General features: G+C 41.9%; 14 protein-coding genes. 3 read left to right on the top strand and 11 right to left on the bottom strand.

The window, feature by feature from the left end; all coding sequences use genetic code 11:
* The first annotated feature begins 68 nt into the window (after positions 1-68).
* Both O1Q74_RS08610 and O1Q74_RS08605 read left to right on the top strand, forming a co-directional pair.
* Complete coding sequence (locus O1Q74_RS08610; protein ID WP_271877910.1) at positions 69-767, top strand: hypothetical protein; 699 nt, start codon at positions 69-71, stop codon at positions 765-767.
* Between the two features lie 67 nt (positions 768-834).
* On the top strand, positions 835-1977 hold the full coding sequence (locus O1Q74_RS08605; protein ID WP_271877909.1) for a Gfo/Idh/MocA family protein: 1143 nt from the start codon (positions 835-837) through the stop codon (positions 1975-1977).
* A gap of 128 nt (positions 1978-2105) precedes the next feature.
* Here the strand turns inward: O1Q74_RS08605 and O1Q74_RS08600 are convergent, their stop codons facing one another.
* The 6 genes from O1Q74_RS08600 to O1Q74_RS08575 form a co-directional block, all read right to left on the bottom strand.
* Positions 2106-3737, bottom strand: coding sequence for a GMC family oxidoreductase (locus tag O1Q74_RS08600; RefSeq protein ID WP_271877908.1), 1632 nt, complete (start codon positions 3735-3737; stop codon positions 2106-2108).
* An 89-nt stretch (positions 3738-3826) separates the two neighbouring features.
* A complete protein-coding gene (locus tag O1Q74_RS08595; protein WP_271877907.1) occupies positions 3827-5122 on the bottom strand; it encodes an ABC transporter substrate-binding protein in 1296 nt (431 codons plus the stop codon).
* A gap of 135 nt (positions 5123-5257) precedes the next feature.
* The gene (locus O1Q74_RS08590) at positions 5258-6370 is read right to left on the bottom strand and encodes an ABC transporter ATP-binding protein (protein ID WP_271877906.1); all 1113 of its coding nucleotides are present in this window, start codon (positions 6368-6370) and stop codon (positions 5258-5260) included.
* A 5-nt stretch (positions 6371-6375) separates the two neighbouring features.
* The gene (locus O1Q74_RS08585) at positions 6376-7284 is read right to left on the bottom strand and encodes a carbohydrate ABC transporter permease (RefSeq protein ID WP_271878830.1); all 909 of its coding nucleotides are present in this window, start codon (positions 7282-7284) and stop codon (positions 6376-6378) included.
* The gene (locus O1Q74_RS08580; protein WP_271877905.1) at positions 7271-8236 is read right to left on the bottom strand and encodes a carbohydrate ABC transporter permease; all 966 of its coding nucleotides are present in this window, start codon (positions 8234-8236) and stop codon (positions 7271-7273) included. The genes O1Q74_RS08585 and O1Q74_RS08580 overlap by 14 nt, the downstream gene beginning before the upstream one ends.
* A gap of 60 nt (positions 8237-8296) precedes the next feature.
* Entirely contained in the window at positions 8297-10033 is a 1737-nt protein-coding gene (locus tag O1Q74_RS08575) for a thiamine pyrophosphate-binding protein (RefSeq protein ID WP_271877904.1), read from the bottom strand.
* A 649-nt stretch (positions 10034-10682) separates the two neighbouring features.
* On the opposite strand from O1Q74_RS08575, the gene O1Q74_RS08570 reads away from it, so the two are divergent.
* Entirely contained in the window at positions 10683-11549 is an 867-nt protein-coding gene (locus O1Q74_RS08570; RefSeq protein WP_271877903.1) for a helix-turn-helix transcriptional regulator, read from the top strand.
* 344 nt (positions 11550-11893) lie between these two features.
* On the opposite strand, the gene O1Q74_RS08565 is transcribed toward O1Q74_RS08570, so the two are convergent.
* From O1Q74_RS08565 to O1Q74_RS08545, 5 genes are all read right to left on the bottom strand, one after another.
* A complete protein-coding gene (locus O1Q74_RS08565) occupies positions 11894-12778 on the bottom strand; it encodes a sugar phosphate isomerase/epimerase family protein (protein WP_271877902.1) in 885 nt (294 codons plus the stop codon).
* Positions 12779-13586: 808 nt separating this feature from the next.
* Positions 13587-14195 (bottom strand): Tat proofreading chaperone DmsD, encoded by a 609-nt coding sequence (dmsD, locus tag O1Q74_RS08560; RefSeq protein WP_271877901.1) that lies wholly within the window; start codon positions 14193-14195, stop codon positions 13587-13589.
* Between the two features lie 80 nt (positions 14196-14275).
* The gene (locus O1Q74_RS08555) at positions 14276-15139 is read right to left on the bottom strand and encodes a DmsC/YnfH family molybdoenzyme membrane anchor subunit (RefSeq protein WP_271877900.1); all 864 of its coding nucleotides are present in this window, start codon (positions 15137-15139) and stop codon (positions 14276-14278) included.
* A gap of 1 nt (position 15140) precedes the next feature.
* Positions 15141-15758, bottom strand: coding sequence for a DMSO/selenate family reductase complex B subunit (locus O1Q74_RS08550; protein WP_271877899.1), 618 nt, complete (start codon positions 15756-15758; stop codon positions 15141-15143).
* An 8-nt stretch (positions 15759-15766) separates the two neighbouring features.
* Positions 15767-18199: a DmsA/YnfE/YnfF family dimethyl sulfoxide reductase gene (locus O1Q74_RS08545; RefSeq protein WP_271877898.1), complete on the bottom strand. Its 2433-nt coding sequence runs from the start codon at positions 18197-18199 to the stop codon at positions 15767-15769.
* Positions 18200-18279 lie beyond the last annotated feature (80 nt).

Here is an 18279-nt window from a genome sequence, read left to right as displayed (position 1 = left end):
TTCAACGACCTTTCTCCCCCATAACCACAGTGACCGACGGCCACCTTTATCTATCTAAGGATAAATCTATGTCGACTCCCAACCAAATACGCCAGCTTGAATTTTCAGATGAGTTTATTGAAGCTTATCTTGTCGAGAATGTGAAAGATTTCATTGTTGAAGATGGAATTGTCGTTAACCTTGATAATGACACAGCCAAAATTGGAGGGCCTATCCCCACCATCGTTCCAGCCTGGAAATCGACTATTCTCCATAATGGCATTGTATCCGATGCAAAAAGAATCGCCGTGTTTAATGTACGCAGCGAAACCAATTTGGGTGGTTTAACTTTCGGCAAATGGGACTGGTTCGGCAACCGTTTTGCAAAATTTCCACGTACCACCCCACTTTACATTTCTCAATACGACTATGTTACCGAAATAAAATTAGATCCTTTTGTTTTCGCTAATCAGCGAAAACAAAGCGACGATATCAGAAAATACCAATTACGACTCAATTTATGGTGGTCGCCTACGAATACCGATTGCTACATGCATAATGAGCACCCGTTCATCGAAATTCATACTCAGATATATGGAACCGGCCGAATTCAAAAGTTCCGTGAACGTGATGACGCAACGCTCTATGGGCAAATTACAATGGCACCGGGTTATACGCACGATCCTTTCGCGTATATTGCTGAAGATGGGTTACCACGTTATCCCTGGCATCGTTATTGGTCGGATTCAGATGCAATCTGGCTCGCTATCGAATTCCACCCCCTTTAATACTCTCCTTATGCCTGACTCGATGAATATCTCAAGCCAGGCCATAATACCTAATGGAAAAATCGAAATGAAATCACGTCTGAAATTGGGCATGGTAGGTGGTGGAATCGGCGCCTATATTGGTCAGGTGCATCGTGTCGCAGCTCGTATTGACGATGAATTCGAGTGGGTGGCTGGCGCATTATCTTCTGATTCTGAGCGCGCCAGAAAAAGCGCCCAGCAATTAGGATTCTCACCAAATCGTTGTTATACCGACTTCAATGAAATGGCACGTCTGGAATCCGAACGTGATGATGGTATTGATGCCGTCGTGATTGTCACCCCGAATCATCTCCATGCGCCGATAGCAAAAGCATTTCTCCGTGCCGGAATTCATATTATTTGCGACAAACCGTTGGCCATCTCTCTGGAAGAAGCTCTGGAGTTACAAAAGCTGGCACACGCCTCAGGGAAGTTGTTCGCCCTGACACACACCTACTCTGGATACCCTATGGTACGTCATGCTCGTGATTTAGTGCTATCTGGCGAGTTAGGAGACATACGTTATATTCATGTCGAATACGTGCAGGATTGGTTGGCAACCCCTGTTGAGCGTGAGGGCGATCGCAAAGCTGAATGGCGTACCAACCCTGCTCTGGCAGGCCCTGGAGGATGCCTGGGCGATATAGGAACTCATGCTTATCATCTTGCCGCTTTTGTCAGCGGAATGCTGCCGACAGAGATAACGGCAGATTTAGTGACAATGGTTCCAGGCCGAACCATTGACGACCACGTACAAGCAATGCTGCGCTATGACAGTGGCGCACGTGGAACGTTAGTCGCGAGTCAGATTGCAACTGGTGAAGGTAATGCGCTCCGCTTGCGCGTGTACGGTACAAAAGCGGCTATTAGCTTCGATCAGGAAACGCCTGACTTCCTCTGGTTCACACCTCTGAATAGTCATACGCTGCGGTTAACAAAAGGACGAGCTCAGAGTCAGGCGGCGGTTCATGCAACACGTTTTCCGGCAGGTCACCCCGAAGGTTACTTCGAGGCATTCGCTCAGTTGTATAAAGATGCCGCGCTGCAAATCAACGCGCTAAAAAACGGAACCACGATTCCAGAGTCCAGCCGGATGCTAACTACCGTAGATGACGGCGTGGCAGGGATGAAGTTTATTGATGCGGTATTACGTAGTGCCGCAGAGGATGGGAAACGCGTTTTCATTTAGTGAATAGATGCTCGACTTCTGCTGCTAACCTCAACGGATTCAGACTCACCTCGCAATACGATATACCTCTTATTTATCTGTGTAGTTCTCCTCGTTGTTTGAGGAAAACTACACGGCAAATCATTCGATCACGGAGCACTGCCCGCCGCTCTCAACGGCATAAGTCCCCTGATAATATCGGATGCTTTCTCACCAATCATGGTACAAGCCGCATTGGTATTACCCGAAACGATATTCGGCATAATAGATGCATCGGCGACTCGTAATCCTTCAATTCCTTTAACGCGAAGCTCAGGATCAACGACACACTTATCGTCCGTTCCCATCCGGCATGTCCCTACAGGATGGAGCGCCGCTCGCGCATTCTGTCGTAAGTATTCACCTAACATTTTCTTATCGGAAAAATGTTGCCCTGGATAATGTTGTCGTTCGACATATTGGCTGAAGGCCGGCTGCTGCATGATATCCTGCCCGATCATATAACCTTCGGTCAGACGATCCAAATCGTATTGCTCCGTCATATAATTTGGCACTATACGTGGAAAATCAGCGGGATTATTTGTTTTTAACGTGATAAAGCCTCGTGATTTAGGCCGGACATGCTCAAAGTTTAACGTGCACCCCGTTCCACCAGGAACACTATCTGTTCCCTCTTCAATCCCCGCCCCCACAATAAAGAAATATTGCAAATCAGGATGCTGTTCTAATTGCGTGCCACGTGCGAACAAGCCACCTTCAATCAAATTAGATGCGATCGGCCCGCCACGGCTTACCAAATACTGTAAACCAGCCCAGATTTTCCAATGCATTTTTTTGTATTTATCGTAGCTATCCACATTTTTCAACTGGTAGACCTGCGACATTTCCAAATGGTCCTGAAAGTTACGACCAACACCAGGTAAATCGGCATGAACCGTTATACCAAGATCTCTCAATGCATCGGCATCGCCAATCCCTGAAAGCATCAATAACTTAGGCGAGCCGATAGTTCCAGAAGAAAGAATAATGTCGGTATCAGCCCCAGCATAATATTTGATGCCTTTCACCACATACTCTACCCCTCTTGCTCGACCATTCTTAATCACAATGTTAGTTGTGAAAGCATCGGTAATCACTCGCAGATTCTTTCGTTTCATCGCGGGGCGCAGATAGGCACTCACAGAACTTGAACGGTAGCCATTTTTCGTCGCTATCTGGTACAGACCGCAACCATCAGGTTTACCATTGTTAAAATCAGAAGTGTAGCTGAACCCATATTGCTGGCACGCCTGTAACCATTTCCGAGTTAAAGGGTGAACGCTACCGGGGAAAGAAACGCCCAGCGGTCCATCAATACCATGGGAGTCATTACAGAAATCGCTGTTCGACTCAGAACGGATATAATATGGTAATACATCTTGATAACCCCAACCGGTTGCACCTGAACGTTCCCAACGATCATAGTCTTCCGGATTGCCACGCACGTATACCATGCCATTAACGGAACTCCCTCCGCCGAGTACACGCGCCTGAATCATCGTGTCACCCGGTGCGCGTTCAAATGCTGGAGATTCCCACGGGTAACGCTTAAGCAGATTCCCTTGTGCGGTCTTGTAATATGTTCCAGGAAAACGAATCCATGGACTCGAATCCCTTGGCCCCTCTTCCAATAAAATAACGGTCGCCGAGGGATCTTCGGATAATTTAGCAGCAATAACACACCCTGTAGTACCCCCTCCGACGACGACATAGGTAGCATGAACCGGCCTATTCTCTGTCATTACAGAAACTCCCGAAGCTTAATAATTAATAAGTAGTGGGTTAGCGAACAGAAATAATAAGGACGCCAAATAGCGTCCTTACTGGCAGATCAAAGATTTTCTAAGTCTTTGACAATACGGTCAGTAACTTCTTTTGCTGTCATGGTTGGAGTATTCGCAAATTTCGTGATGGCATCGACAAAAACGCCTCTAACATCACGATCCTGAGCAATATCCTGTACGAAAGAGGGTAAATTTCCTCCATCCGCCTGATTCGCGGCACGATCTTGAAGATTTTTCAGCGCGCAGCTATCGAGACGGTCGGTTTTCGCGTCAATAGTGACGGGTATTGATCCCTTGCGGATACTGAACTCTTGCTGAACTTCAGGGTCAAGTAACTGTTCAGAAAAGATTTTTTGTGATGCCAGAATACCTGGATCATCCTTTTTAAAGATAACGGCCTCATCGACCATATAAACAAATTCACGGCCGTTCCCCGGCGGAGTCGCACACAGGAAATCTACACCCGGTTGTAATTTTCTGGCAGTAAACTCACCTTTAGCGAAATCACCGATAAATTGGAAGGCTGCTTTACCATCCATTACCATTTGTGTTGCGACATTCCAGTCCCGACCGGCACGGTTACGATCGGAGAAATTAATTATCTTACGAAACTGCTCAAACACTTTCAGCATTTCAGGACTCTGAATCGCTTTCGCATCATGTTCTTCAATTGCCGATTTCCATAATGCTTTCCCCCCAACGCCAACGATCACTGAGGAGAAAAGTTGCGTCTCTTGCCAGTCCTCACCGCCTAGTGCAACGGGAATAATGCCATCCTTCTGCATTTTTTCTGCCAGAACATTAAATTCATCCCAAGTTTCAGGTACTTTTTCGCCATATTTAGCTAACACTTTCTTATTAGCAAACATCACATTTTCACGGTGTTCACCAATCGGTATGGCGTAGAATGAATTTTTATACTTCACCGTTCTTAGCAATTCTGGTGAAATGCGTTTTTCCCAATTCCCTGCCTTTGCGATATCATCAAGATTGACAAGTGCTCCTTGATCGACATAACTAAACATCACTGTTGGTGTCGTGAGTGTCACATCCGGAGGGTTGCCAGAAGAAATACGTGACTGAATGACCTGCATCTGGTTAGTGCCATTATTACCGCCAACAGCCACTTCTTTCCATTTCAAACCTTTTTTAGCATCAGCATCTTTTATTGCCGAAAGCGCAAATCCTTCTCCCGCAGACGACCAGGCATGCAACACTTCAATCGGTTTCAATTCTGCCGCTGATGCTAGCGTTGAATATAATACCGTACCCAGTGAGGATAGAATAAGAGTACGTACTGCCAGACATATTTTTGACTTTGCACTAGATGATTTAATATTCATATCTTTCCTCATAATAAAAGTAAAAATTCGCGGATAAATATGCTTGCCATTAATTATTACACAGGTAAAAACACCGGCCAGAAAATAAATCCTGGCAGATACTAACTGCTGTCAAAGAATACTCAGCAGAAAAAATTATTTGCTAGGAATTAGTTTTTCAGTGGCACCATCAAAAATAAGCGCCTTTGATAAATCAACTTTTATTTTCATTACATCCCCCACTTCACCAACGCCAGGAGAAAAACGAACCATTAATGATTCACCACTAGCATTTACGATCACAAAATTATCAGCTCCGGTCGGCTCCACAACCTCAACAACACAATCTATACTATTCATTTCACATTGATCGTAATCAGTTGAAATAGAAAACCACTCAGGGCGAACACCAAGCACAACATGCTTTCCTGAGTAGCTCTCATAAATTTCGGTGGTGTCACCTAAATAAATGTTCAATTTACCTTTAGCAAGGTGCGTTGCTGTAAAGGTGGTTTTTCCATCTTTATTGTTCAAAATCCCATGGATACAATTCATAGCCGGAGAACCTATAAATCTCGCCACAAATAAATTTGCTGGATTCTCATAGATATCCTGTGGCGTTCCTATCTGATTAACCTCCCCCCCCTGCATGACAACGATCTTGGTCGCCAACGTCATTGCTTCTATCTGATCATGCGTAACATAAACCGTCGTTGTTTTTTCACGCTGATGCAATTTTTTAATCTCTGCACGCATATCAGTACGTAATTTCGCATCCAGATTAGATAGAGGTTCATCAAAAAGAAATATTTTGGGCTGACGAACCATTGCCCGCCCCATCGCCACACGCTGTCGCTGACCACCGGAAAGTTGAGATGGTTTCCTTTCCAGAAGATTATCGAGTTGCAAAATCGCCGCGACTCTCTTAACCGCTTCCTCTCGTTCACGACGAGGAACACCACGAACCTGCATACCGAAAGTCAGGTTTTTACGCACAGTCATTGTCGGGTAAAGTGCATATGACTGAAACACCATTGCAATATCACGATGCGCAGCTTCGATGTCATTGACGACGACACCATCAATAATGATTTCGCCACTACTTACCGGAGCCAAACCAGCAATCGCGCTTAACAGGGTTGATTTTCCACAGCCTGACGGCCCTAACAGAACAAGAAACTCACCATCATCCGCATCAATACTGACACCTTTGAGCGTTTTGATCGGACCATAATGCTTTTCTACATTGCGAATATGTAATGACGCCATGATTCTTACCCCTTAACCGCGCCAGCCATAAGGCCACGCACAAAGTATTTTCCTGCTAATACATAAACAACCAGAGTGGGTAAAGCAGCCAATATTGCACCCGCCATATGGATGTTATAAGGCCGAGCACCGGTACTCGTGTTAACCATGTTATTCAACGCAACCATAATCGGAGAGTTGCTACCACTGGTGAATGAAACACCAAACAAAAAATCATTCCAAATCCCTGTAAATTGCCAGATCACGGTCACCACAATCATAGGAATGGAGAGAGGCAGCATGATCAGTCTGAATATCATCCAAAAACCAGCACCATCAACCTGCGCAGCTTTAACTAAATCTTGAGGAACCGTGACAAAATAATTCCGGAAAAACATGGTTGTTATCGGTAGTCCATACACGGTGTGTAATATAATCAAACCGATAATACTGTTGGATAAACCGAACACAGCCAATGTTTTCGCAATAGGAATCAACATAACCTGAAAGGGAGCAAAGCTTCCAAACAGTATCAATCCATAAATAATGTTCGAACCCTTAAATTTAAATTTCGATAACGCATAACCATTGATAGCCCCGATAATTGTAGAAATTATAACCGCTGGAATAACCATTAATAGCGTATTCCAATAATAAACTTTTAACCCTGTACACTCCGTACCAAAGCAGGCCGAATTCCAAGCATCTCGCCATGGTTGCCACGTTGGTTCCAATGGAAGTGACAATATTGACGAGTGGCTTACCTCATTCATATTTTTGAACGATGCTAATAACATCACAATAAATGGCATTAAAAAATACGCAGCAAACCCTATTAATATCAGATAAACGAAAATTCGACTTGATAGCTTTTTTATACGTCGTGAACGTACATTCGGTGTCGGATTAAGCGTCGTAGAATTAGTGGCTATCATTGTGTTCACGTTTAAACTCCGAATACAGGTAAGGAACGACGATTGCAACAACAACCAGTAAAATCATAACCGCACTGGCTGACCCTTGAGCCATCTGACCACGGACAAATGTAAGGTTAAACATAAATGTCGTAGGCAAATCACTTGAGTATCCTGGCCCGCCATTGGTCAATGCAACAACCAGATCAAAAGAACGAACACCTTGATAAACCAGAATAACAATAACCGTGAACATTGAAGTCCTTAACATCGGAATAATAATTCTAGTATATATCCGAAAGGCGCTCGCACCTTCAAGCTGAGCGGCTTTAATAATTTCCCCATCTATTCCACGCAACCCGGCAAGAAATATCGCCATCACAAATCCTGCAGTTTGCCATACTGCCGCAACAACCAAGGTATAAACCGACATCTCTGGATCCACAAGCCAGTCAAAACGCGCATTCTCAAACCCTAATGAATGTAGCATATATTGAATACCTGTGCCGGGGTTCAATATCCACTTCCAGGCAATCCCTGTGACAATCAGAGAAATTGCCATAGGATAAAGATAGATCATTCGCAATGTGCCTTCTGCGCGTATTTTCTGGTCAAGAAAAATTGCGATAATTAATCCAAGTAACAGCGATATCAAAGAAAACGCAACGGAGAAGAGGATTAAATTAATGACAGCAACATTCCACCTATCCATTTCCCATAACTTTTCATATTGGGAAAGACCAACAAAGTCATACTGAGGAAAATAACGAGAATTGGTAAATGAAATGACAACACTCCAGGCGATGAAACCATAAACAGAGATAGCCATAAGAATAAACGTTGGCGAGATCGTCAACATAGAAACATTTAACTTAAATCGGCTTGATTTGTTTTTTTTGGTGTTTATAACAGGAGCGTTATTCTGTTCATCAACGGAAGTTGATGTCACTCCTGCCTTGGTAACTTTACCCATAAATATTCCCCCTTACATATTATTATTTCAACAGAGAAAATAACTTCCTGGCGTTAATTTTCAATCATCAAATGTCAATTCAGACTCGTTGCTGAGATAAGCAGAAGCTGGAAATGAATTATTATGTTCAATCGATGCATTTTCCCCATCTAAAGCTGTTACTATTTCAACCAGAGACGGTCCGGGGAAATTAACTGCTTTAGTCAGTATCTTGTTTAATTGTGATGCATGCTCAACCCTCCATGCATCAAGGCCAAAACTCCTCGCGATGTCAGTATAATCAGGCGCATAAGGTTTCCCATCAGGCATAGTCAGTTGTTCATTGAAAGTCTCCTCTCCTATATTCGTATTTTTATTTTTTTCTGAATGACTATGACTAAAAACAAGAAATACGACAGGAATAGTATGCATGACACAAACAGCCAACTCTTGCATTGATTGCATAAAATCAGATTCGGAGATCAAACAAATGACCTGTCGCGCAGGCATAGCAAGTTTAGCACCAATAGCAGCAGGTATTGCCCACCCTTTGGGAGCAAATTTTCTCGATGTAATATGGGTTCGAGGTAAATAAACGGGAAAGAGTTGATAAACGGCTTTCTGAATATATCCTGGCCCCACAATAACAATCGCATCTTGTTCTGTAATACGTCTTAATTCGGCTAAGGAACGCTGTACAGTAAAAGGCGACGTATCGATCTGATAGCATTCGGCCAGATGATTCACCCACGCCTTCCGCATTGTTAGCACTTCTTTGCGATACGCTTTTCTTTCAAGGCTTATCACATCACAATATAAAGTAGACACTACCCTATTCATTGCGGATAACGCGCTTTTCGCATCCGCAACGATGCCAATATCAACCTGACGATCTCTACCTATTTCTTGTCGATCAATGTCGATTTGAATCAGTTGTACCTGAGCTAAGGGTTTAGGCGTAAAGTGCAGAGAGTTTTCCAGACGACTTCCTATCGAGAGCACCACATCTGCCGTTGACAAGAAATGATTACCGCAAGTACTACCATTACGTCCGATAGGGCCGCCACATAAGACATGATCCTCAGGAAATGCGCCTTTTCCATTCATCGTATTCACAACCGGAATACTCAATTTTTCAGCAAATGTCACCAATGCATCTGTTGCATTGGAAACATTCATGCCACCTCCCACGATGATCAGAGGACGTCTGGCTTTCTGCAACAACAGAACGGCCTGTTCGATCGCTTCATTTTTCGGACTACTAGGGTTTTTTGCCCGGTTAATCTGAATGGTTTCGCTTTTGCTGGTTATTTCACTGATCTGAACCGTATGAGGAATGTCAATAATCACGGGCCCAGGCCGTCCCTGCAACATGAGGGTCATCGCATGTTTCATGGTTTCCCAAATTTCATCGGGGTTAGAAACACTTAACTGAGCTTTACTCACGCCGTGATGCGTGACGGTAGCATACCAACCAGAATGAGCATTACCGCTCTGTTGTAGTGGCGGTGATAAATATCCCCCACTGAAAATCAGGATTGCTGATGAGTCGGTATATGCTGTGGCGATACTACCCAGCGCTTTTGATACCCCTGATGTTGTTGGCAAAAAAACCGCCATAGGTCTACCACAAGCACGAAAATAGCCATCTGCGACCAGAACTGCGCTTTGTTCTTGCATCACCTGAATAAAGGGAACATCAGCGCCAGAGAGTGACTTCACCAACTCATGTAATTGTTGGTCCATGATGCCAGCCACGTAATGCACGCCATGATTTTTCAGCATTTTTGCAACAACTTGACTGCAATTTAGTTTCATCACGTTCCCCTTGCACCATACCCAGATAAGGATATTGTCATCACAACGTTAGTGACTAGTTATAGAAGTTAATATTCGTGATAGATACAGAACCCTCAATTTCGCAGTGAGAACAAAAACGACGCATAATGACGCAGCCATACCAGCAAAACCAAATAACACATTGTAAAATAAAGATTTTCCCTCTTTAATTTTTTATGTCATTTTTTCTAATTTTTGATGAATATTTGAATATGAGAAAAAAATAAAATATAAAATATTATTTTTCAATAAGTTACATTACATGTGATTCAGTGAAGTTAACAAACATTGCTATTTATTATCAATTATGTGATGTCGCGAAGAGACATATCTCTGATGACATGTAAACTATCTGTTAAATACCACACAGCATTTTAACGCGGTAACGATCATTTGAATGCACCATAGCGATGCAAGTGTCCCCCAAAAGCACTCTTTTTATGCAAAAACGTAACGATATAACCATCACAGCGCTAAAGCATATGACTAAGGGCGGCGAAATACGGCGTTATGGAACCTTGGCACCCTTATTGCTTTGCTTGTTATACAAAAGTCCCGCTTCGGTGATCTCTGGCCTTAGTGCAGTCCGATACCGTTGTGAAAGATAAGTCCCACAGGAGGCTATTGAATGTCATTAGTTGTCGATATTAATCCAACCAGTCGCTTCCAGTTCAGAAATGAACTTCAGGATAACCTGCAAAAAAATTTGATTGTGCTGGTCGAATCCTGCCGGTCAGTTGCCGACTTATGTCGTAAAGTGGACGTCAACCGTCAGCAGTTCAATAAATACCTGGCTGGACAGCATATTCCTTCTCAGAAAGTACTACAAAAGATCGGCAGATACTTCATGATGGAAGTCGACGATCTATTCCGTTCACCGTCAGATTTCAAGAAGTTTTACGAAGGGTTTGAAAACGAGATGCCGATGAGTTTACGTTCATCGTCACAGTTTACCGATTTTCTGCAATTAGCTAAAAGCACCCCTGATTATCTGGAAGACTATCTTGGCGTTTATTACCGCTATCATAACTCTTCTATCTATAAGGGAAGAATTCTGCGTTCTGTCACCTGTCTCTACAGATCAGACTCGATGGTGCAATACGTCACGATTGAACGTTTTCCACTGCTCGATGGTAGTGGAAAAATTGGTTATTCATTCAACTATCATGGCTTCTGCTTTTTATTGGGCGACCGTATTTTCATGGTGGATTTTGAAGGAAAACAACGCAATGAGATCACCTTTTCAATTTTAACTCCGCAACACAGAAGACCAATTCGTTTTCTTTATGGTACGGTGAGCGGTGTCGCATCCTCTTCTTTCAGACAACCGTTTTCAACCAGAATGGCATTGGGATTCTCTGATAAAGGCATGATTAAAAAACAGCATTTGCGTAATGCCACCGTACTATTACCCAGCGATCAGTCGCTGCCACTTGAAGTTCGAGAATATATGACGGGCGACAATTCCACGACGGTTTGGGGAGGAGAAGGTTAAGCTCCCTTCCTATGAGCAAGGAGAAGAGTTCGCCTGTATTTGCACTCTTCTCCTAATCCTATATATACCCGTCATACTTCAAGTTGTATGTGCGTTGGCCGCGCTAGTCGGCACACTTACGTGTACCTCGCCCCCGTTGGGGCCGCTGCAAGCAGCGTTCAAACCTGCCTCTGGCAGATTTGTCAGTCACCCGAATCGCTTACCAGTGTAAGTTCATCGGGATTAAATGAGAGACATCCAGTCTCTCACCGAAGGCCAGCCATTGGCTGGTCAAATTCGTTCCCGACGAATTTGTCCCTCGCTTGCCGCCTTCCTGAAACTCGAATTATTTAGGGTATAGATGCCTATGATGCTATCAACGCGGCTAGCTGAGCTTTTAATTGTTTAGCAACGTGATAACTGTTTTGCTGCTGCTGTTTTCGACAAAACGTCTCACTGCTCCACCAATGATCATAGCCTGTCGCTTTAACAGCATCGGTCCACGCCACAAGATCCAACACACCTTGTCCCGTTGACACATCTCTCAGCACGACTTCATCGGGGATACCGCCGTCATACGCTAATGAATCGCAGACATGTACGCCATAAATCCACTGTTTATCCAGTTTAGCCAACGTTTCTGGTGTATCGCCGGACGTATAGCAATGCCAATAGTCAATGACCATTTTCACATTATCACGAGATGTTTGCTCTAGCAGCCGTACCTGCTTAGCCAATGTATTAAGAGGGGTCCAGGAAAGTGCTTCAAAATAGATAAGTAGTCCAAATTGTTGAGCCAGATCGGCTAATGCACGTAAGTTCTTCGCTGTTAGTGCAATTTGTTCATCAAGTGATGATGACAACAGCCCCGTGTATTCAGATGTTGACCTATTATTTTTATACCTGATGACGGCATTGACATCTAATGGTCCCGTGACAATTTGAACACCTTTAGCATCTATAACATGGGCAAGCTGGAATAGCTCTTCAGCATCTTTAAACAGTTTTTTCGCATCATCCCCCTGACGCTCAATATCCAACAAGGCACCAATTCCCTGAACAACAAAGCCATCGAGAGCCTGCTTCAACTCAAACTGAGAGTGCCCAGCATCCAGATAATCCCATACTTTGCTACTGATAATTTCAATGGAGCGATATCCGGCGTTTCGAGCAATATCCAACTCCATCATTAGGGTAGAGTATTTAGATACCGTAGTATTAAGCGTCAGGATATTTCTCTCGTTATTCATATAGACTCCTCTTATCACCTTGTCAGTAATGTGTCTGCCGCATTATTATTCTCTGCTATATACCTAAAGGTATAGAAGAAGGAAACTTCGCACCGCTACAAAAACATTCGCACGATGACGCACATTACCGAAGCGGATACTCGGAAGAAAATTTTTTCATTGCATTAACCCTATCTAACATAATGAAAAACATATGTTTTTGTCGAAGGGGCACCGATAAATAAGATTGAGGTAAAATGACATCCTATAAGATAATCTCACCGCTGAAAATATATAAAAAAGGAAGGGAGTTCAGAAATATTATCTCATTCAGGTATGTTGCCGAATAAAAAAACCATAGATAAACCTTACACATAACGTACTTATCATGAAAAACAGAACATTAGTAAAGGTCAGGTGACTGAAACTCAATCAAAATCGGCAAAAAATATTCTTATATCTTCGATATTATTAGTCATGTATATTTCGCTCACTAAATAACTCTAGCAGAGGAAAAGTGTTAATTTTTTTAATAACATAGAGCAGAATAATACTCAGTCATACTCATCGTAATGTGATAAGATAAGGACGAATTTTTTCCTGACGAACTTGACCAGCCGTTGGCTGGTCTCGTGTAAGAGGCATCGTGCCTCCTATTTTACCCCAATGAGTTTACTCAGGTAATTTATTCGGGTAACTGAACATAGATAAAGCACATGCAACCCAATGTATAACGAGTATATATAATTTATTTTCAAACCATAAAAAATTTTTATGCAATGGAAAATGTAAACACTGATAACAAGTCAAAAATGGCTAACATGACGTTTCAAAAAAACAATTCTTTTTTCGCAGGTTGTAAATTCAGATCTTCTTGCCATGATTTAAGAGTGAGTTTAGTTAATATAGCAATACCCTCGTAAAAAGGGAAATCGCTACATGCAAATAGCTTTTCAAGGTATCTTGAACCCCATGGTAATAAATGCTCATTTAATAATTCATTTAATTTATTAGGGTTATTTTCAGCAACCCAGGAAACCAGCATCAGCATTAATCCAAAATGGTCTTCTGGTTCTGAACATAATAATAAATTCTCGATATTATTTTCATGCATCCAGTTTCGAAGCTCTATTGTTGACCACCCAAACAAAACATTTTCCTGATCAAGATAAACAGACCCCCATGGTGGAGCAGCCAGTAGTTCAGGGCCTACAAAAAGCCTTTTATAAGCCTGTTCAATTGATTCATTCTCGAAATTTTTCTGATTGAAAAATACATTAATTTCTTTTTTTTCATTAACCGTGCCATAAGGCCACTCTTCAAGCCAAATATTTTCGGTAAAATACTCTATAATTTCGCTATTATGGGATGGATTATAAAAATAGGTGAATCCAAGAATACGAGAAGTCATAGAGATAGCTTCATATAATAACTTCATTATTATGCCCTTATATAAAAACGCGGGATTTCGTTAGTCATTACCAACATCCATCCCGCACAAAACTTTAAAAAATAAATTTATACCCCAACAACAAATAACCCCACTGTCATATGCAACCCATAAAAAACACCTCTACCAATTAATTCACCAAAAAATACAGCGAAAAAACAAAAAACCATGACTGAAACAGAAGGATTTCGTTCTTTTTGAATAAATGCTAACCAGATACCAATACCTGAAATTAAAAGTATTATTTTAAGGCTCATTAGAAGCTTATAATTTGGAACCAAATCCAAAGCCTTCTGAGCCGAAGTCTCAATACTACTTAAATCTATAGTCTGGTTAAAGATAATCATTGCGCTAAAGATCACAGCTACAATACAGGATAATGGCAAAAACCTTATCGAGATCAAATTAACCCCTGCAATCCGCAATAATAAAGAGGCTAAAACTGGCCCACTTATGCATGCAGTAAGAATGAAACTAAGAGTAGTATAGGCATTGTTCCACGTTGGCACTGTTTCAATTTGATACACACGAGTGATAGCAATGATGAATAGAAGAGAAAGTAACATGGTTGTTACTAACATTATTCTAACAAATAATGTTGAAAATTTATTGCTCAATGCGATGAGCCAGTATGTTCCTCCAAATGCAAAAAATAGAGATCCGGCAGCTATTTCATTACTTAATGGAGAATGCCCAATACGTAGCAAAGAATTAAACGCACGAAGAGGCGATCCCATATGCATCATCGATAATAAAAAACCAACCCCCATTAATAACCAAAGTCCTAACATACTGTGATGTACCTTAAGATTTAGATTTTCAGGGATGATATTTTTCAGAATAGCTAAACCTAGAATAATAAATGCCCCCGAAACGGTTTGGCCGATAACCGTAAAAAGTATTAATGGCCATTCATGAAGACCCATACCCATGTTATACCTCCTCGGGATTTGCCACACAACCGCTTCTATCTCCGACAGGGCGACTGTTAGCATTAAGTTTGAGTACAATACTTGGATTAGTGAACTTTGCAGAAGGTAATGGCGCAATTTCCGCTAACGTGCCATATTTTTTTCTTAATTCATCTATTGGCCCCATATCGAGAGCCCTTAGAGGACAAGATTCAACACAAATAGGTTTCTGACCCTTTGCCACTCGTTCATAGCAACCATCACATTTAGTCATATGACCTTTAGCGGAATCAAACTGAGGTGCGCCATACGGGCAGGCCATATGACAATAACGGCATCCTATGCAAATATCTTCATTGACGACTACAAATCCATCATCTCTCTTATGCATTGCACCACTTGGACAGACTTTGGCACAAGCAGGATCTGCACAGTGATTACAGGAAATTGATAAGTAGTATGCAAACACATTATGTTTATATAAACCGTCCTCTTCTACCCAACTACCACCTGAGTATTCATATATACGTCGGAAATTTACATCTGCAGACAAATTTTTAAAATCTTTGCACGCTAACTGGCAAGTTTTACAGCCAGTACACCGCTCTGAATCAATATAAAAACCATATTGTTGAGTCATTTTCAACCTCAAACCTTAGAAACTTCAACAAGATTAGTGTGCTGAGGATTGCACTTAGCTAAAGGAGAAGCACGGTGGCTTGTTAATGTATTAATGCACGCGCCGTGATCAACTCGGTCACCATTCATATTGGCATTGTGCCAGGCACCTTCACCAAGGGCAGTAACACCTGGCATAATTCTTGTTGTAACCTTGGCTTTTACTCTAATCTCCCCTCTATTGTTGAAGACCCTAACCATATCACCATGTGCGATATTTCTTTTTTGGGCATCCAATGGATTTATCCATATTTCTTGAGGGCACGCTGCATTGAGAACATCGATATTTCCGTAGCTTGAATGCGCACGTCCCTTGTGGTGAAAGCCTGTCATTTGCAAAGGATAGTTATGCCGTTCAGGCGAATCCCAACCATCAAATGTTGAAGCATAGACAGGTAAAGGACTTATTGTTTCATCCTTTTCTAAACTCCATTTTTGTGAAATTTCTTCTAGCCGAGAAGAGTAAATTTCTATTTTACCTGAAGGCGTTCGAAGAGGATGATTTACAGGATCCTTTCTAAAATCCTCATACGCGATTTTATGCCCATTCGGGTCAGCTCGTTTATAAATCCCCATCTCTCTGAAATCATTGAAATCAGGCAATGTTGGGTCTTTAATTTTCATTTTATTGTAAAGGTGCTCAAGCCATTCTTCTTGTGTGCGACCTTCAGTGAATTTTTTATGGACGTCTTCACCCAATCTTTTGGCTATTTCACTTATAGTCCAATAGATAGGCTTTCTTTCAAACTTGGGTGCGGTTACTGCTTGTACATAGATTAAATACCCCATATTACCTGCATGGTTATTGGGCATAAAATCTTCTTGTTCAACTGTCATTAGGTCAGGCAATAAAATGTCAGCATATTTAGCACTTGACGTCATGAATATCTCTGAAACTACAATCATTTCACATTTATTCTCATCAACAAGAATTTCATGTGTTCTATTAATATCGGAGTGCTGGTTAATCATTGTATTGCCTGCTCGATTCCATAGGAATTTTATTGGAACATCGAGTTTGTCTTTACCTCTCACGCCATCACTTAGTGATGTCATATCCATACCGTGATCGATGGCATCTGCCCACTTATAACATGGGATACTGGCTTTAACTGGGTTTTCAAATACAGGAATTCTCTCTACTGGGATTTGATAATATCCCTCTCGAGAACCACTGTTCCCTCCACGGATACCAACATTCCCGGTAAGAATTGCTAACATAGCAATAGCCCGCACAGTTAATTCACCATTAGCATGTCTTTGCGGCCCCCATCCCTGACAAATGAATGCTGGTTTAGCTCTGCCGATCTCTCTGGCAAGTTTTATTATTTTATCTTCTGGGATTCCTGATATTTTCTCTGCCCACTTTGGCGTTTTAGCTAAACCGTCATCTCCATGGCCCAAAATATATGCTTTATAGTGAGAATTTTGCTTTGCATCGCTGGGGAGGGTTGTTTCATCATATCCGATGCAGTAAGTATCTAAGAAATTTTTATCGATTAAATTTTCGGTAATTAAAACCCATGCAATACCTGCCGCAAGTGCAGCATCAGTACCCGGCCTGATTGCAATCCATTCATCTTCTCTACCTGCCGCAGTATCAGTATAACGAGGGTCAATAACAATCATTTTTGCTTTAGAACGCAAACGGGCTTGTTCCAGATAATACGTTCCCGCCCCACCACTCATTCGTGTTTCAGCAGGGTTATTTCCAAACATTACAACCAGTTCAGTATTCTCAATATCAGAAAGGCTATTTCCCTGGTTACTACCATAGGTGTATTCCATAGCCAAATTTATTTGACCATTACTGTAGCTTCCATGTTGATTGAGGAACCCTCCATAGCAATTCATTAATCGAGCAAATAATGATTCAAATGGTTCGGAGAATGTGATGTTACCGCCAATAACGCCTGAAGCGAAATTTAGGTAAACAGCTTCATTACCATATTTCTGCACAATGTTCTTCAGAGATCCTGCAACGGTGTCCAAAGCTTCTTCCCAGGTAATTCTTTCGAATTTACCTTCACCTCTTTTCCCAACTCTTTTCATCGGGTATTTTAATCTATCCGGATGATTAATTCTTCGGCGTATTGTCCTTCCTCTTAGACACGCTCTGATTTGATGCTCGCCACTCCCGTATATATCCAAACCCGTATTATCGGTTTCAACCCAATAAACTTCATCATTTTTAACATGAAGTTTCAAAGGACACCGGGAACCACAGTTGACTGAGCATGCTCCCCATACCGTCTTATCATTTATTTTTTGTGGCTTCGCTGAGTCAGCTTTACAAGAAAAAGGCAAACTCAAATTGCTTGCCAGAAACGTCATACCCGTTAAGGTCGCCGTTTTTAGCAATGCCCTTCGTGATATAGTATTATTTATAAACGGTGAAGTCATAATTCCCCCGGAGTTTAGTTTGTTATTTTTTGGTTACAAATTAACTTTATTTTAATTATTATATAATAATAAAACACAAT

The organism is Pectobacterium sp. A5351 (assembly GCF_028335745.1).
In the GTDB taxonomy this organism is placed as follows: domain Bacteria; phylum Pseudomonadota; class Gammaproteobacteria; order Enterobacterales; family Enterobacteriaceae; genus Pectobacterium.
The sequence above is the reverse complement of the archived record's forward strand: the minus strand, read 5'-3'. Positions and strand labels throughout refer to the sequence as shown.